General features: G+C 35.4%; 26 protein-coding genes. 2 read left to right on the forward strand and 24 right to left on the reverse strand.

Going from position 1 to position 25,507, the window contains the following annotated elements; all coding sequences use genetic code 11:
- Window positions 1-7 precede the first annotated feature (7 nt).
- From recG to ACLTBU_RS07525, 3 genes are all read right to left on the reverse strand, one after another.
- Entirely contained in the window at window positions 8-2,068 is a 2,061-nt protein-coding gene (gene recG, locus ACLTBU_RS07515; RefSeq protein WP_249332491.1) for an ATP-dependent DNA helicase RecG, read from the reverse strand.
- Window positions 2,069-2,134: 66 nt separating this feature from the next.
- Window positions 2,135-3,775: a DAK2 domain-containing protein gene (locus ACLTBU_RS07520; protein ID WP_249332490.1), complete on the reverse strand. Its 1,641-nt coding sequence runs from the start codon at window positions 3,773-3,775 to the stop codon at window positions 2,135-2,137.
- Window positions 3,776-3,807: 32 nt separating this feature from the next.
- Window positions 3,808-4,167, reverse strand: a complete 360-nt coding sequence (locus tag ACLTBU_RS07525; protein WP_177672206.1) for an Asp23/Gls24 family envelope stress response protein — start codon at window positions 4,165-4,167, stop codon at window positions 3,808-3,810.
- A gap of 228 nt (window positions 4,168-4,395) precedes the next feature.
- On the opposite strand from ACLTBU_RS07525, the gene rpmB reads away from it, so the two are divergent.
- A complete protein-coding gene (gene rpmB / locus ACLTBU_RS07530; RefSeq protein WP_177672207.1) occupies window positions 4,396-4,581 on the forward strand; it encodes a 50S ribosomal protein L28 in 186 nt (61 codons plus the stop codon).
- Window positions 4,582-4,672: 91 nt separating this feature from the next.
- Here the strand turns inward: rpmB and ACLTBU_RS07535 are convergent, their stop codons facing one another.
- The 17 genes from ACLTBU_RS07535 to ACLTBU_RS07615 all read right to left on the reverse strand — a co-directional run bounded on the left by ACLTBU_RS07535 (window position 4,673) and on the right by ACLTBU_RS07615 (window position 19,008).
- The gene (locus ACLTBU_RS07535; RefSeq protein WP_177672309.1) at window positions 4,673-4,750 is read right to left on the reverse strand and encodes a stage V sporulation protein M; all 78 of its coding nucleotides are present in this window, start codon (window positions 4,748-4,750) and stop codon (window positions 4,673-4,675) included.
- A gap of 11 nt (window positions 4,751-4,761) precedes the next feature.
- Window positions 4,762-4,908 carry a hypothetical protein gene (locus ACLTBU_RS07540; RefSeq protein WP_177672208.1) on the reverse strand — a complete coding sequence of 49 codons (147 nt, stop codon included), beginning with the start codon at window positions 4,906-4,908 and terminating at the stop codon, window positions 4,762-4,764.
- Between the two features lie 90 nt (window positions 4,909-4,998).
- Window positions 4,999-5,631 (reverse strand): thiamine diphosphokinase, encoded by a 633-nt coding sequence (locus ACLTBU_RS07545; protein ID WP_249332489.1) that lies wholly within the window; start codon window positions 5,629-5,631, stop codon window positions 4,999-5,001.
- A 12-nt stretch (window positions 5,632-5,643) separates the two neighbouring features.
- Window positions 5,644-6,300: a ribulose-phosphate 3-epimerase gene (rpe, locus tag ACLTBU_RS07550; protein WP_249332488.1), complete on the reverse strand. Its 657-nt coding sequence runs from the start codon at window positions 6,298-6,300 to the stop codon at window positions 5,644-5,646.
- 1 nt (window position 6,301) lies between these two features.
- On the reverse strand, window positions 6,302-7,195 hold the full coding sequence (rsgA, locus tag ACLTBU_RS07555; RefSeq protein ID WP_249332530.1) for a ribosome small subunit-dependent GTPase A: 894 nt from the start codon (window positions 7,193-7,195) through the stop codon (window positions 6,302-6,304).
- A 5-nt stretch (window positions 7,196-7,200) separates the two neighbouring features.
- Window positions 7,201-9,300, reverse strand: a complete 2,100-nt coding sequence (gene pknB / locus ACLTBU_RS07560) for a Stk1 family PASTA domain-containing Ser/Thr kinase (RefSeq protein WP_412218416.1) — start codon at window positions 9,298-9,300, stop codon at window positions 7,201-7,203.
- On the reverse strand, window positions 9,294-10,058 hold the full coding sequence (locus tag ACLTBU_RS07565) for a Stp1/IreP family PP2C-type Ser/Thr phosphatase (protein ID WP_177672212.1): 765 nt from the start codon (window positions 10,056-10,058) through the stop codon (window positions 9,294-9,296). Before ACLTBU_RS07565 ends, pknB begins: the two co-directional genes overlap by 7 nt.
- 1 nt (window position 10,059) lies before the next feature.
- Window positions 10,060-11,097 carry a 23S rRNA (adenine(2503)-C(2))-methyltransferase RlmN gene (rlmN, locus tag ACLTBU_RS07570; RefSeq protein ID WP_177672213.1) on the reverse strand — a complete coding sequence of 346 codons (1,038 nt, stop codon included), beginning with the start codon at window positions 11,095-11,097 and terminating at the stop codon, window positions 10,060-10,062.
- A gap of 11 nt (window positions 11,098-11,108) precedes the next feature.
- Window positions 11,109-12,419 (reverse strand): 16S rRNA (cytosine(967)-C(5))-methyltransferase RsmB, encoded by a 1,311-nt coding sequence (gene rsmB, locus ACLTBU_RS07575; protein ID WP_249332486.1) that lies wholly within the window; start codon window positions 12,417-12,419, stop codon window positions 11,109-11,111.
- A 77-nt stretch (window positions 12,420-12,496) separates the two neighbouring features.
- Window positions 12,497-13,183, reverse strand: coding sequence for a zinc metallopeptidase (locus tag ACLTBU_RS07580; protein WP_249332485.1), 687 nt, complete (start codon window positions 13,181-13,183; stop codon window positions 12,497-12,499).
- A gap of 16 nt (window positions 13,184-13,199) precedes the next feature.
- The gene (fmt, locus tag ACLTBU_RS07585; protein WP_177672215.1) at window positions 13,200-14,135 is read right to left on the reverse strand and encodes a methionyl-tRNA formyltransferase; all 936 of its coding nucleotides are present in this window, start codon (window positions 14,133-14,135) and stop codon (window positions 13,200-13,202) included.
- A 13-nt stretch (window positions 14,136-14,148) separates the two neighbouring features.
- The gene (gene def, locus ACLTBU_RS07590) at window positions 14,149-14,616 is read right to left on the reverse strand and encodes a peptide deformylase (protein ID WP_177672216.1); all 468 of its coding nucleotides are present in this window, start codon (window positions 14,614-14,616) and stop codon (window positions 14,149-14,151) included.
- Between the two features lie 14 nt (window positions 14,617-14,630).
- A complete protein-coding gene (priA, locus tag ACLTBU_RS07595; RefSeq protein WP_412218421.1) occupies window positions 14,631-16,877 on the reverse strand; it encodes a primosomal protein N' in 2,247 nt (748 codons plus the stop codon).
- A 48-nt stretch (window positions 16,878-16,925) separates the two neighbouring features.
- Window positions 16,926-17,228 carry a DNA-directed RNA polymerase subunit omega gene (gene rpoZ / locus ACLTBU_RS07600; RefSeq protein ID WP_177672218.1) on the reverse strand — a complete coding sequence of 101 codons (303 nt, stop codon included), beginning with the start codon at window positions 17,226-17,228 and terminating at the stop codon, window positions 16,926-16,928.
- Window positions 17,229-17,241: 13 nt separating this feature from the next.
- A complete protein-coding gene (gmk, locus tag ACLTBU_RS07605) occupies window positions 17,242-17,847 on the reverse strand; it encodes a guanylate kinase (RefSeq protein WP_249332483.1) in 606 nt (201 codons plus the stop codon).
- 24 nt (window positions 17,848-17,871) lie between these two features.
- The gene (locus ACLTBU_RS07610; protein ID WP_249332482.1) at window positions 17,872-18,120 is read right to left on the reverse strand and encodes a DUF370 domain-containing protein; all 249 of its coding nucleotides are present in this window, start codon (window positions 18,118-18,120) and stop codon (window positions 17,872-17,874) included.
- Between the two features lie 9 nt (window positions 18,121-18,129).
- Window positions 18,130-19,008, reverse strand: coding sequence for a YicC/YloC family endoribonuclease (locus ACLTBU_RS07615; RefSeq protein ID WP_412218423.1), 879 nt, complete (start codon window positions 19,006-19,008; stop codon window positions 18,130-18,132).
- A 107-nt stretch (window positions 19,009-19,115) separates the two neighbouring features.
- Here ACLTBU_RS07615 and ACLTBU_RS07620 point away from each other — a divergent pair, with 107 nt between their 5' ends.
- Window positions 19,116-20,873, forward strand: coding sequence for an NFACT family protein (locus ACLTBU_RS07620; protein ID WP_249332480.1), 1,758 nt, complete (start codon window positions 19,116-19,118; stop codon window positions 20,871-20,873).
- 9 nt (window positions 20,874-20,882) lie between these two features.
- Here ACLTBU_RS07620 and ACLTBU_RS07625 read toward each other — a convergent pair whose 3' ends face one another.
- The 4 genes from ACLTBU_RS07625 to ACLTBU_RS07640 form a co-directional block, all read right to left on the reverse strand.
- Entirely contained in the window at window positions 20,883-22,040 is a 1,158-nt protein-coding gene (locus tag ACLTBU_RS07625; protein ID WP_412218425.1) for an MFS transporter, read from the reverse strand.
- 57 nt (window positions 22,041-22,097) lie between these two features.
- The gene (locus ACLTBU_RS07630) at window positions 22,098-23,525 is read right to left on the reverse strand and encodes a L,D-transpeptidase (RefSeq protein ID WP_249332478.1); all 1,428 of its coding nucleotides are present in this window, start codon (window positions 23,523-23,525) and stop codon (window positions 22,098-22,100) included.
- 79 nt (window positions 23,526-23,604) lie between these two features.
- On the reverse strand, window positions 23,605-24,288 hold the full coding sequence (locus tag ACLTBU_RS07635; RefSeq protein ID WP_412218428.1) for a TIGR00266 family protein: 684 nt from the start codon (window positions 24,286-24,288) through the stop codon (window positions 23,605-23,607).
- 47 nt (window positions 24,289-24,335) lie between these two features.
- On the reverse strand, window positions 24,336-25,499 hold the full coding sequence (locus ACLTBU_RS07640; protein WP_249332476.1) for an alanyl-tRNA editing protein: 1,164 nt from the start codon (window positions 25,497-25,499) through the stop codon (window positions 24,336-24,338).
- Window positions 25,500-25,507: the final 8 nt, after the last annotated feature.

The following is a 25,507-nucleotide window of genomic DNA, read 5'->3' on the forward strand; positions in this document are numbered from 1 at the left end:
TGCCACTTTATAAAGCTGTATGCATCTGTTCTCCTTCTATTGTTTGCAGGAGTTTTACTTTTAATCCTTGATGCTCTGGCAAACTTAAGTCTTTATCTTGCTCTAATAAAGATTTGGCAGCTTTTTGAACTTCTTTAAGAACTTTTGCATCTGTATAGAGATTGGCTATCTTCATTTCAGGTAAACCATGTTGTTTGGTGCCGAAGAAATCTCCAGGCCCTCTTAACTTTAGATCTGTATCTGCAATAACAAAGCCATCTGTACTCTCCTCCATGATTTTGAGACGCTTCTTTGTTACTTTATTTTTAGAGTCGCTCACAAGTACACAGTAGGACTGATGTTTTCCTCTTCCTACACGTCCTCTAAGCTGATGAAGCTGAGCAAGTCCAAAACGTTCTGCATTTTCAATAACCATCACAGTAGCATTGGGCACATTAACACCAACCTCTACTACTGTTGTAGATACTAAAATATGCACCTGACCACTCGCAAAAGCCTCCATTACCGCATTTTTTTCTTTTGGTTTCATCTTACCATGTAATAGTCCTATGTTAAAATGTGGGAAGACTTGTTCTTTTAAATAAGCTGTATACTCTGTTACGCTTTTCAAATCAGCCTGCTTTTCATTTTCTTCTACCATAGGACAAATAACATAACACTGTCTTCCTTCTCTAATATGTTTGTCCATAAACTGATAAATCCTCGCATGATAAGAAGAATCTACAGCATTTGTCTTAATAGGCTGTCTTCCTGGAGGTAATTCATCAATAATGGAAATATCCATATCTCCATAGAGGATAAGTGCTAGTGTTCTTGGGATAGGTGTCGCCGTCATAACAATAACATCTGGCGTTTGACCTTTTTCAGATAGCTTGAGGCGTTGTCTTACACCAAAACGATGTTGTTCATCTGTAATGACAAGACCTAAAGCAGGCATTTCCACATTATCCTCTATAAGAGCATGAGTTCCTACTACAAGGTCGAGTTCTTGTGATTTAAGCTTTGCTAAAATCTCTCTTTTTTCTTTTGCTGTTGTAGACCCTGTTAGTAATGCCATTTTTATATTAAAAGGTTCAAAAACTTGCTGTAAAAATTCATAGTGTTGCTTAGCAAGCACTTCAGTAGGTGCCATAAGTGCACCTTGCTGATTATTCTTAATCACAATAAATAAACTAGCTGCTGCTATAACTGTCTTCCCAGAACCTACATCCCCTTGTACTAAGCGATTGCCTGCATAGTCACTTTTAAGGTCTTTTACAATCTCTTTCATAACCCTTTTTTGCGCACCTGTAAATTCAAAAGGAAGATACTCAACAAATGCCTTAAAGCTTTCAGGTACTTTTTTACTAATCCCTTTACTTCTTGATAAAAATTCAGATTTAAGCACAAATAAGCTAAGCTGCAGCAAGAAAAGTTCTTCAAAAACCAGCCTTTTACGTGCTTCAAAGAAAGCTTCATCATCTTTCGGAAAATGAATATGTGTTAAGGCAAAGCTTTTACTTTTAAGTTTATAAAGTTCTTTAATATAAGCAGGCAATACATCTTCCACTTCAGGTAACGCTAAACTTAACGCCTGCTCAATGAGTTGTCTAATAACCTTTTGTGAAAGCTTTTGCGTAGCTGGGTAAATAGGAATAATCTTATTTGCTTTTTGTGTAATCCCATTGTCTACTTTTTCATACTCTGGACTTTCCATTTCAATACAGCCATATTGTCTTCTAATTTTACCATAGAAATTATAAGTTTCTCCTACTATAAAGTTATTTTTCATATAAGGCTGCCCATAAAACACCACATAAATACTGCCTGTATCATCCTTAATTCTAAACTTTACAATAACTTTATAGCCCTTTTTCATCACTTCTGGCCTAGATGCAACAGTAGCTATAATATTATTTTCCTCATCCATAACGGTCTCTTGAATCTTTGTAATCTTCCGCCTATCTTCATATTCTTTCGGATAATGCTCTATTAAATCCTGTATTGTAAAAAGACCTAATTTATTAAATTTTTTTATGGTTTGTTCACCAACACCTTTTAAATCCATAATAGATTGTTCAAGGAACATGGCTTCACTCCTTTATTAAAGTTATTAAAAAAGGCTAAAGTTTATCTTTAGCCTTAGACCTTTATATTATTCAGCTGAAATCATAAAGTAATAAACAGGTTGACCACCTGAGTGTACTTCTACATCTGCATCAGGGAATACTTCTTCCGCAATGGCTACATACTGCGCAGCTATTTCTTCTGTAATCTCTTCACCATAATAAATAGTGATAATTTCAGCATCTTCATTCATCTTACCAAGTAAATTTTTAAAGGTTTCTTTAAGATCTTCATTGTGTTCTACAATATCATTTTCTAAGATACCTAAATATTCACCTTCTTTAATAGCTTGGCCATCAATTGTTGTATCACGTACAGCAATTGTAATTTGCGCTGTCTCTACCATACCAATAGATTCCTTCATTGTTTCTACAATAGATTCAGCATCTTCACTTGCATCATAGCTTACCATAGCTGTGATACCTTGTGGCATTGTTTTAGATGGTACAACATGCACTTTACATTCTGACTCAATTTGTGCAGCTTGCTCTGCAGCTAAAATGATGTTTTTATTGTTTGGAAGTACAATAACATGTTCTGCATGAGCACGTTTAATAGCTTCACTAATATCCTCTGTACTTGGGTTCATAGTTTGGCCACCTTCAATAACTTCCTCTACACCTAGACTTCTCATAATTTCTGCAATACCACTACCTGCTGCAATAGATACAAATGCAATAGATTTACGTGGGCCTACTGGCTCTTCTGTTTGCTGCGTACTTTCATCAAAAATAGAAGAATGCTGTTCACGCATGTTCTCAATTTTAATACTTGTAAGTGCACCAAATTCTAGCCCTTTTTGAAGTGCAAGTCCTGGGTTATCTGTATGCACATGAATTTTAATAAATGTTTCATCAGATACAGCTACAATACTATCCCCGATTGTTTCAAGATACTCACGCATAGCCATTTCGTCATAATTTGCATCTTTTTTACGGTCAACAATAAATTCTGTACAGTATCCAAAAGTAATATCTTCTGTATTAAAGTTTTTAAGCGCACTAAATGCTGCTTCATTTGGTTTAGATACAGGCTTTTTAATATTGATTTTAATATCACCTGTAATAACCATAGCTGCACCTTCTAAAATACATAGGAGCCCTTGCCCACCTGCATCTACTACACCTGCTTCTTTTAATACTGGAAGCATCTCTGGTGTCTGATGAAGTACTTCATAACCATGTTCTAAAACTTTCTTTGCAAACTCTTCAATATCTGTAATTTCCATACTAAGTTGCATAGCTTTTGTAGCAATTTCTCTTGCAACAGTTAAAATAGTTCCCTCTTTAGGCTTCATAACCGCTTTATAAGCTGTATCTACACCTGATTGGAAAGCATTTGCAAGCGTTAAGGTATCAATTGGCGTTTCTGTAAGCCCTTTTGCAAAACCACGAATAAGCTGTGATAAAATAACACCAGAGTTACCTCTTGCTCCACGTAAAGAGCCAGACGCTGCAGCATTACCTACTGCCACAATACTTGTCGGGTCAATTTTTTCTACTTCTTTAGCCGCAGCTAACATAGTTAAGGACATATTTGTTCCTGTATCTCCATCTGGAACAGGGAAAACATTCATCTCATTAACCATTTGTTTCTTTTCATCTAATAGCTTAGCTCCAGCCACAAACATGTTCTGTAAAAGCTTAGCATCTATTACTTCTAATTTCACTTTAATGTGCCTCCTCAAACGAACTTCTAAATTTAGTTATCTACGCGTACACCTTCAACATAAACTTTAATTTGTTTTACGTCTAAACCTAAAATGTCTTTCACTTTATATTTAACGGTGCTCATGAGGTTCTCTGTAACAGCAGAAATTTTTGTACCATATTCTACTATAATATGAAATTCTATGCTTATGCCATCATCTTCATAGACTTGTACAGCAATTCCTTTTGTAAGGCTTTCACCCTTTAAGAGTTGCACAATGCCATCTTTCACATTTCTTGCTGCCATGCCTACTATACCGTAACACTCTGTTGCTGTTATACCACTAATTTGTGCTATAACCTCTTCACTGATTGTAATGGTACCATATTTATTAGAAAATTTACCGCCCATAATATACCTCCTTAATATTTATAATTCTATCTTTATTTTTAAGATTGCAATGCATTTGTTTCCTATTATAGCATTATTTATAGTATAAATAAAGTCTTACAGGATAGCTTTTCCAAGTATTTTATGATTTTGTCAAATAAATATGCTTTACACTCTTGAAATATATCTTATTATCTGTTAGAATAGCATTTGTTATGTCACGGATATTATTTTAAGGAGGTGTTTACAGTGGCAAAATGTGAAATTTGCTCAAAAGATGTACACTTTGGTATCAAAGTTAGCCACTCTCATAGAAGATCAAATAAAATGTGGAAGGCAAACGTAAAAAAAGTTAGAATTGCACAAAACGGTGTAGTTAGAACTGCTAACGTATGTACACGTTGCTTACGTTCAAACTTAGTTTCTCGTGCTTAATTTAAAAGCAGAGTAAATTCCATAGTTCATTTATGAATTATGGAATTTTTTCACTTAAAAAGAGTGTATCTCTCAAGAGATACACTCTTTTTTATTGATTAGAGCCTTTATAAACTTTCCCCACAATCTTACCTAACCATTTAGGGAGTTTTATCACATATATTCTCATAAATCACCCTCCTAATCATCACCACATACTAACAACCAACCAACTAATATGAATACAGCTGCAGATGTTAGGATCCACCCAAGTGCAGGTATGATGATGACCATGAGCATACCACATCCTACACAAAAGCAGATGAGTCCTAGTACTCTCTTTTTCATTGCATGGACCTGCCTCCTTGTGAATCTTCGCTATATAACCATATTATTCCAAAGCAAATAAAGTGTGCGTAATTTACGCACACTTTATTTTTAATCTTTTATTTTCATAACAAGTAGTAAACCTTCTTTTATATTCACCTCAGCCCATGTATCTGTCATATAGTTACTTACACCATAAGGTTTACCAAAATGAAACTCACCATTCTCTAAGCTATATGCTAAATGAGTCGTTGACACCCCTTTTACAGAAGGTGTAAAAGGAATGAGACTTACTAGGTCTCCCTTATCTCCTTCTAGTCTTATATGATTTTCAATAAGCTCAACCTGGTTATAAGCATTACATAAAACAGCGCGTACACCTTTTCCTAAAGCCTTATGAAGTAAATGAATATTAGCTAATGTATGGTCAATACGCGTACCTAACCCTCCTAATATATAAATAGTCTGGGCCCCCAATTCTATAGCACGGTCTAAGGCAAGCTCTGTATCTGTTTCATCTTTTTCACATGGAGATGTTACAACAACAATACCTTGCTGTTTATAAAATTCTAGTTCATCTGGATTACAACTATCAAAGTCACCTAATATTTCATTAGGTTTAATCCCGAGCACTTTCGCATGCTTCATACCATTATCAGCACATAAAACATAATCATAACTAGGTAACTGCTTGCAAAAGCTATAGTCACCATAGTCTCCATTCGTAAAAATTAAAACCTTCATGGTTCCCCCTATTTACTCATTCATAAGTGCTATAAATTCTTGAACTGCTTTTGTCACATCTTCGGCACCAAACACAGCTGAGCCTGCTACAACTACATTGGCCCCAGCTTCTACAACCTCTTTAACATTATGAAGACCTACTCCACCATCTACTTGAATAAGTAATTCTTTATTATGTTTTTTAGCAAGCTCTTTAACTGTTTTGACTTTCTCTAGGGCATAAGGGATAAAACTTTGTCCTCCAAATCCCGGGTTAACAGACATGATAAGTACCATATCAATTTCATCTAGAAGACATTCTATCACCTCTACAGGGGTCCCTGGGTTAAGTGATAGACCACTTTTCATTCCTAAGCTTCTAATCGTTTGGAGTGTACGATGTATATGTCTTGATGCTTCATAGTGTACAGTTACAATATCTGCTCCTGCATCTTTAAAATCTTGTAAATATTGATCTGGATTTTCAATCATAAGATGAACATCCATTACACCTTTAATGTGCTTTCTTAAAGACTTTGCTACAGGTGCTCCTATTGTAATATTGGGAACAAAATGCCCATCCATTACATCTACATGAATAAAAGGAGCGCCTGCTGCCTCCACAAGTGTAACAGCTTCTCCTAAAGCTGCAAAATCTGCTGATAATATTGACGGCGCTAAATAATTCATCTTACCATTTCCTCGTTTCTTTTAGTTGATTATAATATGTGACATAGTTGTCGTAGCGAAGTTTAAAGAGTTCCCCTCTCTCTAACGCCTCTTTTACTGCACATTTGGGTTCATGGATATGACTACATCCATTGAACTTACATTTTCCTTCAAAAGGCTTAAACTCTGGGAAATAATATTTAAGCTCATCTTGATCAATCGTTTCAAATTGCAAGGAAGTAAAGCCAGGTGTATCAAGGACATAACCTCCCTCACTAAATGGAAGAAGCTCTACATGTCTTGTCGTATGTTTACCACGTTTTATCTTTTCACTCACATCGCCTGTCTGTAATTTCAAATGAGGTTCTATGCTATTAAGCAGTGTAGACTTTCCTACACCAGATGGGCCCGCAAAGAAAGATATTTTATCTTTTAATACTGCCCTTAAATCATCTAAACCAATCTGCTTCTTTGCGGAAACAAGTAGGACTTTATACCCGCTTTGCTCATACCCTTTTACAATATACTCATAAGTTTCCCTTGGTGCACCATCTATTTTATTAAGTGCAATATAAGGTTTAATACCCTCTATTTCCATCATAATGAGAAAACGATCTAAAAGATCTAAGTGTATTTGCGGATAAGTTACCGCAAATACAACAATCCCCTGATCCACATTAGCTACAGGTGGTCTTACTAGTTTATTCTTGCGCTCAAAAATCTCTACAATATGTCCTTGTTTATAGGCATAATTCGTATCTTGATTATCATAGTCTACTTCAATAGACACAGCATCTCCTATAAGAGGCGTAACCCCTTCATTTCTAAACTTGCCACGTGCTTTACATTCATATACCTCATCTTCTACTCTCACGTAGTAAAAACCTGCAATACCTTTAATGATTGTTCCTTGCATCATACTTATTGTGTCACCTCATCAAAATTAATGTTGTTGTCTCTATACTCTTCTTGTCCATCAAAAAAGGTTGTAAGTACACCTTTTCCTTTGCCTGATACTTGTATTGGAAGAGGGAACTGTTCTTTCTTTACAATGCCATCAAAAGCAGTTCTTGCACCTAAATCATCTTCGATTAGAACTAGTACATGATATTCATCTTGTAATTTATCTGTTGGTGCATTAATAACACGTGTTATTGTAGCAAGTGGTTCTTCTTCTGGCGTATTTTCTTCAGATGGTATGTCTGTATCTGGTGTAGTAGGATTATTTGGATCCTCTTCAGGAGGTATCACTTCTTCTACTTTAGGTCCTTTACTGATGACAATATCAACAATCTCACCTTGCTCAATTTCTTGATTTTCTGCAATACTTTGCTTCATAACCTTACCTTGTTCCACAGTATCACTATGTTCCTCCACAGTTTGCCCAAATCTAAGCCCTACTTCATTTAATTTAGCTTTTGCCTCATCTAAAGTCAAATTATAAAGGTTCGGTACTTTAACAAGTACTACTTCTTTTCCTTTACTTAAAACAAGGGTAACTGTATCACCTTTTTTAACACGTACGCCTGCCTCTGGCGTATGTGAAATAACCTTACTTCTATCAAGTTCATCACTATACTCCCACTCTAAGGCTACATCAAGATCCATCTCAGAGAGTATGCTCTGCGCATTAGCAGACTCCTCACCTTTTAAATTTGGCACTACAACTTCTTCTATTACTTCTTTTTGTTTAGCTACCACAACATTAATGACCGTACCTGGCTCTACCACTTTCTCACCATTAGGTGTTTGTCTCATAATAGTTCCAGGTGTATAAGTATCACTTACTTCTTCACCAGCTAATAGAATAGCTAAATTTTTATCCTCCAAAATAGCAGTGGCCTTATCTACTGTCTGCCCTAATACAGAAGGTACCACTACACGTTGAGGTTTAGTAAAAGAAGGAAGTACAAAGAAGGTAACTGCTGCCATAATACCTACTATAAGAAGTGTAGCAAGTACGCCACCTAAACCAGCTAAAATTTTATAACCAGTAGAAACTTCTTCTTCATCCTCTCCCCCATATTCTTCATAATAATCTTGAGGTGTACTCATTTTCACACCAGGTGTTTGATTAGATTCTAAACGACTTGTAGTCTTTTCATTTTGCCTAATAAAACTTGTCTGAATATCTGTTAATAAGATGGTTTGATCTACATCTGTTTCTGTTACTTCTTTACTACTTAAATCAACTGTTGGATTAGCAAGAACAGTTTTCATATCTTCCAACATACTGTCTGCATTTTGATAACGTAATTCTTGCTTTTTATTGGTTGCTTTTAAAATAATAGATTCTAGTCCTGGCCAAATCTGTTCATTGAATAAACTTGGCTTTGGCACTTCTTCATTAATATGTTTAAGCGCAATAGAAACATGTGTATCTGCTTGAAATGGTAAACGGTTAGTTGCCATCTCAAAAAGTACAATACCACATGAGTAAAGATCGCTTGTTTCATTAACATATTTTCCTTTAGCCTGTTCTGGCGAGAAGTAATGAACAGAGCCAATAGCATTCCCTGCTGCAACAATAGTAGAAGAATCTACAGCTTTAGCTATACCAAAGTCAGCTACTTTTAACATTTGATCATGGGTAATTAAAATATTTTGTGGCTTAATATCTCTATGAATAACTTGTTTGTTATGCGCATGCCTAAGTGCAGATACAATTTGCATACCATACTCTAAAGTTTGAGTTGATGATAATGGTCCATTTTGTTCAATATATTCTTTAAGTGTTTGCCCTTCTACAAATTCCATTACGATATAGTGCAGATCATCCTCTTGTCCTACATCATAAATACTAACAATATTAGGATGGGATAGGCCCCCTGCTGAAAAAGCCTCAGACTTAAATTTTTGTACAAAAGCTTCATCTTTCACAAATTCTTCTCTTAATACTTTAATGGCAACAAATCTCTGAAGCTTATTACACTTAGCTTTATAGACAATGGACATGCCGCCTGCACCGATCTTTTGTATAATCTCATAGCGATCCCCTAGTATTTTCCCAGGTTCTAACATGTTTTGCTCACCTCATCTTTTTTTCCAATAATAACAGCAATATTATCTGCCCCACCTGCTTCATTTGCCTGCAAGATTAATTCATCAATAATTGTTTCAAGGTTTGTATGATGCTTATAAACCAGTTCATGCATTTTTTCTTCACTTAACATCGCTGTCAATCCGTCTGAACATAATAAAATATACTCTACACCATTTAAGCATTGTTTCATAGTGTCTACCTTTACTTGTTCATATGTACCCACTGCACGTGTAATAACATGTCTTTGTGGGTGTTCCTGCATATCTGTTTCTGTAATATATCCCTGCTCAAGCATTTCTTGTACTAAGGAGTGATCTACAGTTACTTGTCTCATTTGATTAGCATTCATACAATATAATCTTGTATCTCCTACATGGGCAATATAAGCAGTTCCATTCATTACTGTGCATAAGGTAATGGTCGTTCCCATTCCTGTAAAGTCTGGATTTTCCAGTCCTTTTTTATAAATGACATAATTTGCGTGTGAAATACCTCTTTTTAATAAAATAAGCAATTCCTCTTCTGTTTTGATTTGGGCATTTTCATGCTCTTCTATATAGTTACAAAAAGCATCAATGGCAAGTTTACTTGCAACAGCACCTGCCTTATGTCCCCCCATTCCATCGGCAACAATATACAAATTAGGTAATACACCTATTGGCTCATTAGAAACCAGGACACTATCCTCATTTCTAGTACGTCTTTTACCGATGTTTACTTTCCCAACAGCAATCATGCTATTCACCTCTTTTTTCGAGATACCTACGCCTTAACTGACCACAAGCAGCATCTATATCTGCTCCTAGTGTACGGCGCACAGTGGTCTCTATATTATAAGATTTTAATACTTTAGCAAAATCTTCTACTCTATTATGTGTTGCCGCCTCATAATCACGCTCTTCAATTGGATTAACAGGTATCAGATTAACATGCGCAAGCATCCCTTTTAATAGTTTAGCGAGTCTTGTTGCATCCTCTATTGTATCATTTTTATCAGCAATAAGCGAATATTCAAATGTAATACGTCTTCCAGTCTTATTAATATAGTGCTGACAAGCTTTTAATATTTCTTCAATGCTGTAACGACGTGCGATAGGCATAACTTCTCTCCTTTTTTCGTCTGTCGTCGCATGAAGTGAGATAGCAAGGGTAATTTGGAATCCCTTATCTGCAAGTTCATAAATACTTGGCACAAGTCCACAAGTAGATACAGTAATATGACGTTGTCCTATATTTTGACCTAATTCATGGTTAATAAGTTCCACAAATTTCGTTGTAATATTTAAATATTCGAGTGGCTCTCCACTTCCCATAATAACAATATTAGAAATCCGTTCTCCCGTATCTTGTTGTACTTTATAAATCTGTCCTAGCATTTCTGATACTTTGAGGCTTCTTATAAGACCTTCGAGTGTTGAAGCACAGAACTTACATCCCATACGACACCCTACTTGTGAAGAAATACAAATAGAATTTCCATGCTTGTAACGCATTAAAACACTTTCTATTATATGGGAATCAGACAATTCAAACAAGTACTTTATTGTCCCATCTATTTGAGAAGTATATTTTTCTATAATACGCATTTCTGTAAGGGGATAAAGTTCTTTAAGTTGTTCTCTAAAGGAGATAGGAAGATTTGTCATTTCGTCATAATTCCATACTAACTTTTTATGAAGCCAATCAAAAAGCTGCTTGGCTCTAAATTTACTTTGCCCAAGATCCATTACGATCTGTTCAAGCTCTATTAAATTCATACTAATAATATCGTTCATTGTGTTACTCCTTATTTTCTAAATCGCGCCATAAAGAATCCATCTGTATCGGTCACGTGTGGTAAGATTTCAATATAAGCATTGTCTTTTATATAAGGTTTTAAACATGCTGGCATATCATAAGGAATGGCATCTAATTGAAGTCCTAAAGACAATGCATACTCTACCATATTTTGATTTTCTTCTTGTGTCAATGTACATGTACTATAAACCAAAATACCATCCTTTTTTAGATAATTTATAGCATTTTTTAAAAGCTTACGCTGAATGTTGTTAATATCACGAATCGCCGTCTCATCTTTAGCATAACGAATATCTGGTTTTCTTTTTATAATACCAAGTCCTGAACATGGTGCATCTAGTAAAATTTTATCAAATTTTTCTTTCCAATCTTCATTGATTAACATACCATCTTGAAGTTTGCCTTCTACAATAGATGCGCCTAACCTTTTAGCATTTTTCTCAATTAATTCTATTTTATGCTCATGAACATCTGCACCTATAATATGTCCTTCATTTTGCATAAGCTCTGCTAGATGGACTGTCTTACCTCCTGGGGCACTACATACATCTAAAATTTCATCACCTTTTTCAGGTCCTAATACATGCCCTACTAACATAGCACTTTCATCTTGAACTGTCCATAGCCCTGCTTTAAAAGATGGACTATGGTGAATACCATTAGGAGCATGAATATAGAGACTTTCTGGGAGGAATCCCTCCTCTAATACTGTAATCCCTTCTTCCGATAACAAAGCTTTAACTTTATCTTTTGTTGTTTTAAGGTTATTAATTCTAATACATACACGTGCACGCTGTGAAAGACTTTCACAAATAGCTTTTGTCTCCATTTCTCCATAATACTTCATCCATCTTGTTATTATCCATTCAGGAATAGAATAATAAACACTTAAATTAGGATAAGTAATCTCTGATTTATTTCTATCTATATTTCTAAGAACACCATTTACAAATCCTGATAAATTACTCATCTTACGCTTATGCATAATTTTAACAGCTTCATTAATAGCTGCCGATGCTGGTACTTTGTCTAAAAACAAAATTTGATAAACACTCATACGCATGAGTTGTCGTATAAAAGGTTTCATCTTTTTTACAGGCGTTTTAGAAAATTGGTCTAATACATAATCCAATCTTAAACGCCATTTTATAGTACCGTAAATGAGCTCATTAGCAAAGCCTTTATCTTTAACCTCTAATGTATCGAGTTCTTTTTTTAGTGCAAGTTGTAAATAAGTATCATCTTTTTCAATGTCTGTTAAAATCTGTGCAACTTTCTCACGTACTGTTTTTTGCTCCATTTTATATTCCTCGCTTGTATTACTCTTTATTTTATAGTATAAAAGACGCTTTAAAAGCGTCTTTTAGTATGTTTGTCTTAATCTCTATTTTGTCCACCATAGATTAGAATAAGTCTTAAAAGCATCATCATAGATACAGCTGCACCTGCTACATAAGTTAAGGCTGCTGCATTAAGAACCTCTTTTGCTCCATCTAGCTCTTCATCTGATAAAATACCACTTTGAGAAAGTGCTACTATAGCACGTTTTGAGGCATTAAATTCTACTGGTAATGTGACAAGACTAAATAGTGTTGTAAAACTAAATAAGATAATACCAATCCACGCTAATCCTTGGAAAGAAGTAATCGCTCCTAAAAATACCATTGGAATGGCTGCACTATCTGCAAATCTTGTAACAGGCAAAAGTTTATGCCTTAATGTAAGCGCATTATAATGATCTGCTTCTTGAAGCACATGACCCACCTCATGCGCTGCTACACTGACTGCTGCAATAGAGTTTAAACTGTATACAGTTTGAGATAGACCTATTTCTTTTTGTATAGGATTATAATGATCTGTCATAGAGCCCCTTACAGGCTTAATACCTATATGCCCTAAGTGGTTAATCATTAAAATACGTCTTGCCGCTTCCTCTCCTGTATAACCTGATAAACTTCTTACACGAGAATACTTATTAAACGTATTTTGTAGTTTCAAACTTGCCCAAATAGGTAAAATGGAAACAACAATGAATAAGATCCAATAGGAAGAATCAATCATCATTTTATCAGCTCCTGTCTTAGTCACCTAATAATTTGCCTGGTTCAATGGTGTTTCCTTTAATATATTCTGATACAGGCATACGCTTTTTATTAGGTGCTTGTATCTCCTTAATAATTAAGATCCCATTTCCTGTTTGTACATGAATACCCGCTTTATCAACTTCTATAATTGTACCTGGTTCATATTCTGTTTGTCCTACGCCAGTTGATACGTTCCAAACTTTCATCATTTGTCCATCATAGTAAGTATAAGCAGCTGGCCACGGATTAAGCCCCCTAACTAAAGCATCAATTTCATGGTTTGACTTTTCCCACTGAATTTCACCTAAGGCCTTTTGAATAGGTGGTGCATAAGTTGCTTCTTCTTCATTTTGTTTGATACGCTCCTTACCACCACTTACAATAAGAGGCCAAGCTTCTTTTAAAGCAGCTGCCCCTACATCTTTCATCTTATCATGAAGAGATGCATAGGTTTCATCTTCAGCAAGTACCATTTCTTTTTTATAGAGCATATCACCTGTATCCATACCTTTATCCATATACATGATGGTAACACCTGTTACAGCTTCACCATTTAATACACTCCACTGAATAGGTGCTGCACCTCTGTATTTTGGTAAAAGTGAACCATGAATATTAATACATCCGAGTTTTGGTACTTCAAGTACACTTTCAGGTAAAATCTTTCCATATGCTACTACAACCATAACATCTGGATTTAAAGCTTTTATGTGCATTAAAAATTCTTCATTACCTTTTACACGTTCAGGTTGAAGAACTTCTATCCCATGCTTAAGAGCAAGCTCTTTAACTGGTGGCATAAGTACTTTATTGCCTCTTCCCTTTGGTCTATCTGGTTGTGTAACGACTGCACTAATGGTATGACCTTCGTCTATTAACATCTGTAATGTAGGAACTGCAAAATCTGGTGTTCCCATAAATATAACATTCATATGTGCCTCCTCATTATTCCTCATCTGATAGTTGAACGAGTTCGCCTTCTACAAAGTCTACAAAAAGCTTTCCATCTAGATGATCATTTTCATGAAGCATAGCACGTGCCATAAGTTCTTCACCCTCTATTTCGAACCATTCACCCATTCTGTTTTGAGCACGCATTCTTACACGATTAGGGCGTCTTACTGGACCATATTTCTTAGGTACACTTAAGCACCCTTCTTCACCAAATTGTTCACCATCTTCTAAAACAACTTGTGGATTAATAAACTCAACAAGTCCTTCACCAATATCAATAACGAAGATACGTTTTAACAGGCCAATTTGTGGTGCTGCAAGACCTACGCCATCAGCCTCATACATAGTCTGCGCCATATCTTCAAGTAAGGCCCATAAACTTTCATCAAATTTTGTAACTTCTTTAGAAACTTTTCTAAGAATCGGATCACTCTCTATACGTATTGTACGTGTTGCCATAATAGCCTCCTTATTTAAAACATACTGATAGGGTCTATATCCCAATTTATTTTTATTGTACCAGTATTTTCTCGATTAATAAACTTATTTAAACAATATTTACCATACAGTAAAAGTTTTTCTCTATCTTCACCTACTAAAATAAGTTGCCATCTATATTCATCTGCAATTCTGCTAATAGCTGCTGCAGATGGACCTACAATACGAAAAAGTCCTTTTTTATTGTAGTATTCATAATAATACTTTAACGTATGCACCATTTGGATGACTTCTTTTTCATTTCTACCTAATACAGTAAGTGAAAAAAGATGTGTATACGGCGGGTAACCCAGCATTTTTCTAATTTTAAGCTCTTCTTCATAAAAAGCTTGCTGCTGTCTAAACTTAATCTTTTCTAACACAAAATGCTCTAGATTATAAGTTTGAATAACTACCTCACCTTTTTTATCGCCTCTTCCTGCCCTACCTAATGCCTGAGTAATAAGCTGATAAGTACGCTCTTCACTTCTAAAATCCTGTATATAAAGAGCTTGATCTGCTGCAATAATACCCACAAGGGTTACATCTTTAAAATCATGTCCTTTTGCAATCATCTGTGTCCCTACCAGAATATTAAACTCATGGTTTTGGAACGCTTCTAGAACTTTATTATGCCCTTCTTTACCTGTAGTGGTATCAAAGTCCATTCGTCCAATACCATACGGCTTAAAGTGTTTATTAAGGTATTCTTCAACCTTTTCTGTCCCACTTCCAAAAAAACGAATGTGTTTACTTCCACAAGCAGGACACATAGATGGAATAGGCTCCTTTAGTCCACAGTAATGACATTCTAAACTACTAGATTGTCTATGATAAGTCATAGCAATATCACAATGCTTACATTTCACCACAAAACCACAGCTTCTACAATTAACAAAAGTAGAATGTCCTCTACGATTTAGAAGTAACATAACCTGATTGCCAGCTCTCACTGTACGTTCTATAGCTTCATGGAGCGTATGACTCATAATCTGCATATTCCCATTTTTGAGTTCTTTACGCATATCTACAATTTCTATCTCTGGTAAAGTAGCATTACCTACACGCTGCGTCAGTTCGATAAGTTTAAGTCTATCTCGCTTCATTTCATAATAACTTTCAAGACTTGGTGTAGCAGAAGCTAAAATAAGCACACCACTATTCCTTATCATACGCATACGTGCTACATCTATAGCATGGTATTTAGGAGTAGTCTCAGACTTATAAGTTGTTTCATGTTCTTCATCTACTACAATAAGCTTTAAGTTTTGCATAGGCATAAAAACTGCACTTCGCGGGCCAATGACTACTTTTATCTGCCCTTTACGCACCTGTTCATAAAGCCTTAACCTTTCAGTCTGATTCATACGACTATGTGTAAGAGCTACTACGTTACCAAAACGTTCTTTAAAACGCATTAAAGTCTGCCTTGTAAGGGCAATCTCTGGCACAAGTACAATAGCACTACCACCTTCTTCAAGCACTTTACAAATAGCATAAAGAAAGACCTCTGTTTTTCCGCTACCTGTAATACCTTGTAAAAGGACACCTTCATATCTGTTGGCACCTATAGCAGCTAAAAGCTGGTCTTTAGCATAAGTCTGTTCTAAGTTAAGTTTTTTAAAGTAGTCATAGTGAATAGGATCTTTTCTAAAGCCTATGAACTTTTCTTCTTTTCTTAAGATACCATTTTTAATGAGTGTACTTAAACTAGAAGGGCTGACTTCATTACTTTTTTTCAGGTCTTCTAAAGAAATAGAAGCCTGTATTAAGAACAACATAAGAATAGCTCTCTGCTTATTAAAGCTTTTCATATGTGCCTTACTTGCTATATAACTTTTTAAAACTTCAGGTTTTATATTTAGTGTGATATAAGTTTCAGCTTCTTCAAAAGAACTATAAGGTTTCTTACTCATACCTGGTGGAAGCATAACTTCTAAAGCCATAGCAAAGCTGCATCCATAATAGTTCACGAGAAACTTAGCTATTTCAATCTGCTCCTCATTAAAAACCGGTATTTCATCAAATAGACTAACAATAGGTTTAATTCTATAATGCTCTTCAGGTGGGTTACTTGAAAGATGGATAACATAGCCTATCTGTGTATGATTCCCCTGACCAAAAGGTACCTTCACACGGCTTCCTATTTGAATCTTAGGAAGTAGCGTGTAAGGTACACTATAGGTAAATAAGCGATCTATTTCTTGTGTCTTAGCGAAATTAATAATCACCTGAGCATACATATGACGCTCCTTCTTCTACATAAAGAATAAACAAGTGCGAGCACTTGTTTATTCTGTCACAGCTTGTTCTTTGATTTTGATCTTACCAGCGTAAAGTTCATCTACAGCAATTGAAGTTGATTTTTTGTATTTTAATTTTTCATTAAGCTCTGCTGCTTCTTTGATACGAATTGGATCAATTGGTGTATCTTTGTCTGCATTTTTGCTATTTGCTTCTTCATTTACAATATCAATGATTTGCCTTGCACGTCTTGCTGCTGCAATAATAATAGAGTAACGGCTTGTAACGACTTTCTCTGAAGCGTCCTCATTAAGTTTTTCCATAAGTTGAGTATAAGATGGTTGTAACATGGTGGTTCCTCCTTTAATTTGAGAGCATTTGCTCAATGTAAGATTTATATCTATAACTTCTTAGTTTTTCAGCTTGTACAATTTGTTTAATATCTGTAACAGCATCTTCTAAGTTGTCATTAATGACAATATAGTCATATTCTTTAAATGCTAGTAATTCTTCTCTTGCTCTATTTAGACGCGCCTCAATCACATCATTACTTTCTGTCCCACGTCCAATAAGCCTACTTTGAAGTTCTTCAAATGTAGGTGGCATGATAAAAATAAGTATAGCATCTGGATAAGCACTTTTAGCCTGCATAGCACCTTGTACTTCAATTTCTAAAATAATGTCTTTTCCACTTTTAATCGTTTCATTAATAAATGCTTTTGGTGTACCATAATAATTATTACAGAAATTAGCATACTCTAAAAGCTCTTCTTTTGCAATCATCTCTTCAAATTCTTCAGTTGTTTTAAAGAAATAATGTTTGCCATGCTCTTCGCCTACACGTGGTTTACGTGTTGTCGCTGAAATAGAAACAACAAAATTCTCCTCTTTAATCAGCTCTTTTACAATAGTTCCTTTCCCTGAACCAGATGGTCCTGAAAGAATCAGTTTAAGTCCTTCACTTTGCATAATTATCTCCTTAAAATAGAAATATTATTCTTTTAGACAAGTAGTTGAGCGGCTAGCCATAGTCTCAGGTTGTAGGGCAGATAAAATGATATGGTTGCTATCTGTAATGATTACGCCCCTTGTTTTCCTTCCCTGTGTGGCATCAATGAGCTTCTGAGTATCCCTAGCATCTGCAATCAGCCTTTTAATAGGTGCAGACTCAGGTGCTACAATGGCCACAATACGGTCTATGCCTACAATATTGCCATATCCAATATTTATAAATTTACTCATTGTCATCCCCTACTCTATATTTTGAATTTGCTCGCGGATTTTCTCTATCTCACTCTTTAATTCTACTGCATAAGAAGTAATAGTATAGTCACCTGCTTTTGAAGCAATAGTATTCGCTTCACGGTTCATCTCTTGCATTAAAAAGTCTAGTTTACGTCCAATAGAACTCTCTTCTTCTAAAATCATTTTTAACTGTCCTACATGACTTTTTAGTCTCGTAAGCTCTTCATCAATAGCCGCTCTATCTTCAAAAAGGGCTACCTCCATAGCAAGACGCGTCTCATCGACTGGAATTTCCTCTAAAAGTCTACTTATACGTTCTTCTAATTTTAGTTTATAGGTATTGACAACTTCTACACTTAAATGCTCCAGTTCACCTACAAGGCGAAGCATGTTATCTGCTTTCTCCAGTAAGTCTTTTTTCAGTATCATGCCTTCTTTTTCTCTCATGGCTACAAGCTGAGTAAGTGCCTGTCTAAGTGCCTGATCAATCATAGGCCATATGACTTCTAAATCTGCCTGTTTCTTCTGGATTGTAATCACATCATTTAAGCGCATGACTTCTGCCATACCTATATTGTCATTTAATCCCAGTTTTGCGCCTATCTTTCTTAAAGCTTCTATATAAGCTGTGCAGGCTGGCTCATTGACAACAACTTCTACATCATCTGCTGACATGCTTGTTATATAAATGCTTACTTCTACTTTCCCACGTGCAATAAATTGTTTAATACATTTACGAATCTCATCTTCTAAATGCGTCAGTGCTTTTGGCATGCGAATAGAAAGATCACAGTATCTATGATTCACTGTGCTTATCTCCACATTCACCTTGCGCTCTTTTTCTTCAATCTCATATCTGCCGTATCCTGTCATACTTTTTATCATACGGTTACCCCTTTGCACTTTAATCGTTCTATATTATAGCACAGCTTACTTTTATTTTCAAAAAAATTATGCTATACTCCGTGTATTAAATAAAGGAGGTGCGACTTATGGCATTAGATGGTATTGTCATCTCAAATATCGTATCAGAATTAAGTGATGCGCTCATAGGTGGGCGTATTGATAAAATATATCAGCCAGAAAAGGATGAACTACTCCTTTCTGTTCGTAACCAAAAAGATGCTTATAAACTTTTCTTAACAGCAAATAGTAACTATCCACGTATTCATTTTACAACACGTGTAAAAAACAGTTCTCAGACTCCTCCTATGTTCTGTATGTTACTACGCAAACACCTTTCTAGTGGACGCATTATGAGTATTACCCAACCTCATTATGACCGTATTGTAGAAATGGAAATTGAAGCAACTAATGAACTAGGAGATCGTGAAAATAAAAAGCTCATTATTGAAATGATGGGGCGTCACAGCAATATTATTTTAACTAAAGCAGATGGAACGATTATTGATAGTATCAAACATATCTCAAGTGCACAAAGTAGTATGCGTGAAGTATTACCTGGACGCACTTACTTCTACCCTAATAATCAAGTAAAACTTAATCCTTCTGCGCTTCATCTAGATAGTTTTATAACTCATATCAAAGCCCAAAGCCTACCAACTTTTAAGGCCCTTTATACAGTTTATGCTGGTATAAGTCCACTTCTTGGACATGCTCTTTGCCATGAAGCTGGTATTGAAAGTGCTACCCTTGTAGAAAATCTTGATGATAAAGCACTGCATAGACTCTTTACAGCACTTTCAAATCTAATGGAAAAAGTACATGCTAAGGCTTATAGCCCTACTTTATTTGTGGATCATGAGGACCATCCTTTAGAATTTTATAGTTTTCCTCTATCTACAGAATATACCCATGCTAAAACTTATTCTACACTGTCTGAGTTATTAGAATTCTATTATTATGAGCAATCTTCTAAATCTGTAGTCTCTCAAAAAACAGCAGATATTAAAAAGATGATTCTTACTTTTATTGATCGTGGTGTAAGGAAAAAAGCTATTCAAGAAAAAGCTATTGAAGAAAGCCAAGATGCAGAAATTTATAAAATCTATGGTGAACTTTTAACAGCTTACTCTTTTGCAGTACCTGAAGGTGCAGACAGCTTTATAACTCAAAACTATTATAGTGAAAACTATGAAGATATCACTGTTCCTCTTGACCCAAAATGTAATGCGATTGAAAATGCTCAAAAGTACTTCAAACATTACAATAAAGCAAAACGTACCTTATCAGCAGCTCATGAACAGCTCCTTTCTATCGAAGAAGACCTTAGCTATCTGCAATCCGTCTTAATATCCCTAGACTTTCTTCAGACACAAGAAGATATTGATGGTTTAAGACGTGAACTTGTCGATATGGGTTATCTAAAAAAGCGTAAACAAACTAAAGGTAAGCCACAAAAAAATGCTATTCCCTATATGCAGTTTACTTCTAGCGATGGTCAAACCATTTACGTCGGTAAAAACAACTATCAAAATGATGAACTCACCATGAAGTTTGCCAAAATCACAGATCTCTGGTTGCATATTAAAGATGGACCTGGCTCTCACGTTATTGTCAAGCTAAATCCTGGTGAAGATCCAAGTGATATGACCTTAATTGAGGCATCTATGTTAGCGGCTTATTACAGTAAAGGTAAACATTCCAGTAATGTAGCTATTGATTATACATTCCGTAAAAATGTTAAAAAAGTTCCAAATGCTAAACCTGGCATGGTCATCTATACAAACTTTAAAACCATTTATGTAACACCAGATGAAAACCTTGTCAAACGACTTGAAAACCATTAAAAAAGCTCCCTATCTTGGGAGCTTTTTTAATATCAGATAAGCTAAAAGTGCAAATAAGCCTGCAAAGAAGAAAGGAAGTTTGCTTCCTAAACTAAAGATGAATCCAGACCCTAGAGAACCAATAACCATACCAAGTGCTTTGGCTGAACCTTGTACACCCATCACTTCTCCATAGTTTTCTTTTGCGATTTTCGAAACAATACTTTGCTGAATAGGCACGACAAGTGCACTTGAAGCAATAAATCCTATAATAAAAACAAGACTTAGTACTGGTGAAGAAACCACACTTGCTAAAACAAGTAAAATACCTGCTATAAAGGTAGTCGATTTGATAATTTTATACTCATCACATTTTTTACCTAAATACGGACCAACTCCTACATTCATAATGAGTGCAATCATACCACCTATAGCCATAACTAAGCCATTTACTGTACTTGGCATATTTAAAACAGACTCTACGTAATAGGTAATGGTTGAATTGTAAGCTGTTGTTGTAATGGTAATAAAGGTCATTACTAAAATCATAATGCCTATACTTGATTTCAAGTCAAACATCGTTTTTTTAGGCTTAAGGTGATCTAAATAAACAGTAAGTTTATCTCCTTTATGCATAATAGGTTGTATCTCTTTCAAACATATTGCAAAAATACCTAGTAGTACAAAACAGAATAATCCTTGTACAATAAATGTATATTCATAATGCGTTTCACCAAGATACCCGCCTAAAAGCCCACCTATAGAAGTTCCTAAAGAAAGGGTCGCTGTATGATAAGATAAGTACTTCATACGCTCCTTTGGCTCTGTTAAATCAGTTAAATAGGCAAGGGCACTTGTAATATAACAAATAGAGAAAGTGCCTCCTAATAATCTAAAAATTAAAATAGGGAAAAGAGTTGTACTTAGGCCAAATCCTACTTGGCTTAAACCATATCCAATTACCCCTATCATCAAAAAGCGTTTTCTACCTTTTTGATCTGATAAAGACCCCCATATAGGAGACATGACATAATTAGCAACTGCCATTAATGCAAAGAACACACCAAACATATAGCTTGGGAACTGCAACTCATTAATGAGCTTAGGCGTTACAGGATGTGCCATATTAAAAGTTGTCATCGTTAATAAATTAATGACTAATAATTGATTCAGTTGTTTCTTATTCATTTTTTATCTCTTTCCTTTAAAATTTCTCAGCTCCTTTATTGTAACAATTATTTTTATTTATTCAATATAAACTTTAGTATACTCTGGGATATTTGTATAAAGCCATTTACTATCTTCTTCTGATAGACGTATACAACCATGAGAAACACGAGCTCCTAGTTGATATTGACCAGACCTGACGTATTTTCCTGTTATATCAAAAAGAATAGAGTGGTACATATAATCTCTAAAAACCACCAAGGCATTTTTACATCTATAGCCTTTATCCATGCCAAAATAAGGTACTTTATATTCTATTTTAAACTCTCCTGTAGGTGTAAGACTTTTATTCTTACCTGTAGAACATTTCATACTCTTAACTAAATCCCAGTTATTTTTCTCTCCCTTAAAAACATAAGTGAGTTGTCTGTAAATATCTGTCCATATTAAATACTCAGTATCACTTTCATAATCTTTAAGGTTCACATAGTCTTCAATTTCCATTGTAGTTGCAGGCTTCCAGCCTTTTCCCATATCACTCACAATATCAATACTATCTAAAGGTACAACTATTTTTTTTCCATCTGCTCTTTTAAGAACATGATACTGTCCTTTTTCGCTACGCCATAGTTCTACCTCTTCACCTTCTTGAAAGCCCGCTGCAGGATATTTTACCTTAGCGGTTACCTTATACTTTGGAAAAACTTTATCCAGTACTCTTAGTCTTTTAGCTTTTGTATAAGCCTCATAGATTACAGTAGGCTTCTGTCCATAATCTTCCTCCGCATAAGGTAATGGAAGTCCACATATTTCTTGAATAAATGTAGTGAGATAAATCATATGCTCTTCCTGCGCTACTGCTAAAGTATCTGCCTGTATACTCTCATGGGGGCCTATCATTTGTTCCCTATAGTTTTTTTCAATATAAGAATCTTCTTTCCAATATATCTGGGTATAACTTACCGTTAATGTAAAGTCAGATAGATTAGTTAAACCACTTTCATCGATTGCAATATACTGCTCATACTCATAAGTTCTAGGACGAATCGTATAATAACCCTCATCTTCTTCAATATACCATAGAGCTTTAAGTGCTCTAAAAGGAATAAACCATCCCTTGGGTGTTTGAATACTATAAGATCTTACATTTCCTATATAAAGTTTTTTTTCACTTAAATAAGCGGTAGTCTCTTCAAAATCTTCATCCCGTGTTTCATAGTCAGCTACCTCACATTGTGCCCTTCTAATAAAGTACTCTCCTGTATCATTTTGCTCAAGTACAGCACCTATATTTTTAAGGTCGTCAAATGATATAAAGGGCTCTCCATATAACTTATAAATAGGATAAGCCTGCGTTCCAAACCATACTGTATCAATACTTTTAATCAATTGCCCTACAGATAAAGTTTCATCAAAACCTACTGGCAATGAAGTGGCCGCTATAAGATTTAAAAACATATTTAAGCTTATTACAAAAATCATTATTATAGAAACCTTTTTTTTCATCTTCTTCCCTCATTTTGTAGAATAACTAAATAAAAAAGACATCCTATATTAGGATGTCCATAAACCTATTTTTTATTTATTAATTGCTAGACATAGGAATAAAAGGTGCGATACGACCTGCAAAATTCTGCATAGTAATAGTTTGAAGCCATACTGTTCCTGGTCCTACAAGTCTTGTAAGGAATAGTCCTTCTCCGCCAAATAAAATATTTTTAAAGCCTTTTACCATCTCAACCTCATAGCGAACGCCACTTTCGAAAGCCACTATATTACCTGTATCTACCTTAATGACTTCACCAGGCATGAGTTCTCGTCTTACAACACTACCTGCTGCTTCCAAAAAGGCAATACCTTGCCCACTTATACGTTGCAAAATAAAACCTTCTCCGCCAAAAGCACCTGCTGAAAATCGTTTTGTAAACTCAACACCAAGCGATATGCCTTGTGTGCCGCATAAAAAAGCACTTTTTTGGCAGATATACTCTTTGCGTGCATCAACTTCAAGGTCTAAAATCTTACCTGGGAAAGTAGATGCAAATACAATTTCTGCACTAGGCTTAGAAGAAGTATAAGTAGCCATAAAAAGTGACTCACCAGAAAACATACGTCCAATGCCTTTCATTAGACCACCTTTCATATTGGTGCTCATCTGAATCCCTTCATCCATCCATGCCATTCCACCTGACTGGGTATAAAGGCTCTCACCTGCATTAAGCCTTACAGATACTGCTGGTAAGTCATTGCCAAAAATCTTATACTCCATATTCAATCTCTCCTTTATCTAAAAATACATATTCATTATAGCGCACTTCATTTACCTTGACTAGCGAAGACAAGCTCCTTAAACCTTTCTTGTATATCGGATAGCTCACCTTTCAAACTACCTTGGCAAATGTCCTTACCGCCACCTCTTCCCTCAAAGGCTTCATTAAGCGCCTTGCATAAAGGTAATAGAGTCTGATCGCGTTGCCCTAATGCATATTTAAACCCACCTTCTTCAGGTACTAAAATGAAACATGGCCATGATGTTTTTAAGAATAACTTGCTCATAAGACGGCGAAGTCCATCTGGTGTCAACCCTTCTTCTACTCTGCAAATAGGTCCATGAGAAGATATGGTTTCTATCAGAGTGTTAAAATACTTTTCTTCTATGCTGTAAAGTTTTTGTTTAAGATCCTGCTTCTCTTCCCATAAACCTCTAACACCGCTTGTTACTTCTTCTATAGGTACAGATAAAAGCCTAGAAATCTCTCTATTTTGATTAAGTTTGTTCTCGTAATCCTCTAAAGCACGCAACCCACACTTAAGCATGAGCCTCATACCTCCTCTATGCTTTTGAGCACTTAAGATTTTAATAAGTCCTATCTGACCTGCCCTCTTAACATGCACACCGCAACAAGCACAACAGTCACTTTCCCCAATAGATACAAGCCTTACATCATGTTCAAATACTTTTTTAGAACGAAAAACCTTCGTCTCTAACTGCTCCTTTGTATACACCTTACAAACTACAGCTTGATCTTCTCTAATCGCTTCATTAGCTAATTTTTCAATCTCTCGTATTTGGTTGTCTGTCAGTATACCATCAAAATCTGCTGTCACCGTTTCTTCACTTAAATGAAAACCTACATTAGAATAACCATATAACCTTTCTATAATACCTGAAAGAATATGTTCACCACTATGCTGTTGCATAAAATCTAAACGCCTACTAAAATTAATCTTTCCCTCTACTTTCTGCCCTATTTCAAAGGGATGCTCCACCATATGGCAAAGCGTTTCACCTTCTTCAATAAGCTTATAGACTACTTGTCCATTAATCGTACCATAATCTTCAGGTTGTCCACCGCCACCTGGAAAAAAGGCACTTTGATCCAATTTTATAGCATACAAGTTTTGAGCTCTTTGACACTCTAAAACGGTAGCTGTAAAATGCTTTTTAAAACTATCTTCATAATATAATCTTTTAGTCACTTTCTTCT

Origin of the sequence: Zhenhengia sp. (genome assembly GCF_046966505.1) — a bacterium.
Taxonomy (GTDB): Bacteria; Bacillota; Clostridia; order Lachnospirales; family Cellulosilyticaceae; genus Zhenhengia; species Zhenhengia yiwuensis.

Bases quoted from the DNA above. Each gene is read 5' to 3' on its own strand.
- ACLTBU_RS07580 (WP_249332485.1), bottom strand. From the start codon at position 13,183: ATGATGATTGATTCTTCCTATTGGATCTTATTCATTGTTGTTTCCATT.
- rpoZ (WP_177672218.1), bottom strand. From the start codon at position 17,228: ATGTTACAACCATCTTATACTCAACTTATGGAAAAACTTAATGAGGAC.
- ACLTBU_RS07540 (WP_177672208.1), bottom strand. From the start codon at position 4,908: ATGAAAAAGAGAGTACTAGGACTCATCTGCTTTTGTGTAGGATGTGGT.
- ACLTBU_RS07625 (WP_412218425.1), bottom strand. From the start codon at position 22,040: ATGAATAAGAAACAACTGAATCAATTATTAGTCATTAATTTATTAACG.
- ACLTBU_RS07620 (WP_249332480.1), top strand. From the start codon at position 19,116: ATGGCATTAGATGGTATTGTCATCTCAAATATCGTATCAGAATTAAGT.
- priA (WP_412218421.1), bottom strand. From the start codon at position 16,877: ATGTATGCTCAGGTGATTATTAATTTCGCTAAGACACAAGAAATAGAT.
- ACLTBU_RS07630 (WP_249332478.1), bottom strand. From the start codon at position 23,525: ATGAAAAAAAAGGTTTCTATAATAATGATTTTTGTAATAAGCTTAAAT.
- rsgA (WP_249332530.1), bottom strand. From the start codon at position 7,195: ATGCAAGGAACAATCATTAAAGGTATTGCAGGTTTTTACTACGTGAGA.
- pknB (WP_412218416.1), bottom strand. From the start codon at position 9,300: ATGTTAGAACCTGGGAAAATACTAGGGGATCGCTATGAGATTATACAA.
- ACLTBU_RS07565 (WP_177672212.1), bottom strand. From the start codon at position 10,058: ATGATTGCTGTTGGGAAAGTAAACATCGGTAAAAGACGTACTAGAAAT.
- ACLTBU_RS07525 (WP_177672206.1), bottom strand. From the start codon at position 4,167: ATGGGCGGTAAATTTTCTAATAAATATGGTACCATTACAATCAGTGAA.
- ACLTBU_RS07535 (WP_177672309.1), bottom strand. From the start codon at position 4,750: ATGAGAATATATGTGATAAAACTCCCTAAATGGTTAGGTAAGATTGTG.
- fmt (WP_177672215.1), bottom strand. From the start codon at position 14,135: ATGAATGTTATATTTATGGGAACACCAGATTTTGCAGTTCCTACATTA.
- rpe (WP_249332488.1), bottom strand. From the start codon at position 6,300: ATGAATTATTTAGCGCCGTCAATATTATCAGCAGATTTTGCAGCTTTA.
- ACLTBU_RS07615 (WP_412218423.1), bottom strand. From the start codon at position 19,008: ATGATAAAAAGTATGACAGGATACGGCAGATATGAGATTGAAGAAAAA.
- rsmB (WP_249332486.1), bottom strand. From the start codon at position 12,419: ATGGAGCAAAAAACAGTACGTGAGAAAGTTGCACAGATTTTAACAGAC.
- ACLTBU_RS07635 (WP_412218428.1), bottom strand. From the start codon at position 24,288: ATGGAGTATAAGATTTTTGGCAATGACTTACCAGCAGTATCTGTAAGG.
- gmk (WP_249332483.1), bottom strand. From the start codon at position 17,847: ATGCAAAGTGAAGGACTTAAACTGATTCTTTCAGGACCATCTGGTTCA.
- recG (WP_249332491.1), bottom strand. From the start codon at position 2,068: ATGTTCCTTGAACAATCTATTATGGATTTAAAAGGTGTTGGTGAACAA.
- def (WP_177672216.1), bottom strand. From the start codon at position 14,616: ATGGCAACACGTACAATACGTATAGAGAGTGATCCGATTCTTAGAAAA.
- ACLTBU_RS07545 (WP_249332489.1), bottom strand. From the start codon at position 5,631: ATGAAGGTTTTAATTTTTACGAATGGAGACTATGGTGACTATAGCTTT.
- rlmN (WP_177672213.1), bottom strand. From the start codon at position 11,097: ATGAACGATATTATTAGTATGAATTTAATAGAGCTTGAACAGATCGTA.
- ACLTBU_RS07610 (WP_249332482.1), bottom strand. From the start codon at position 18,120: ATGAGTAAATTTATAAATATTGGATATGGCAATATTGTAGGCATAGAC.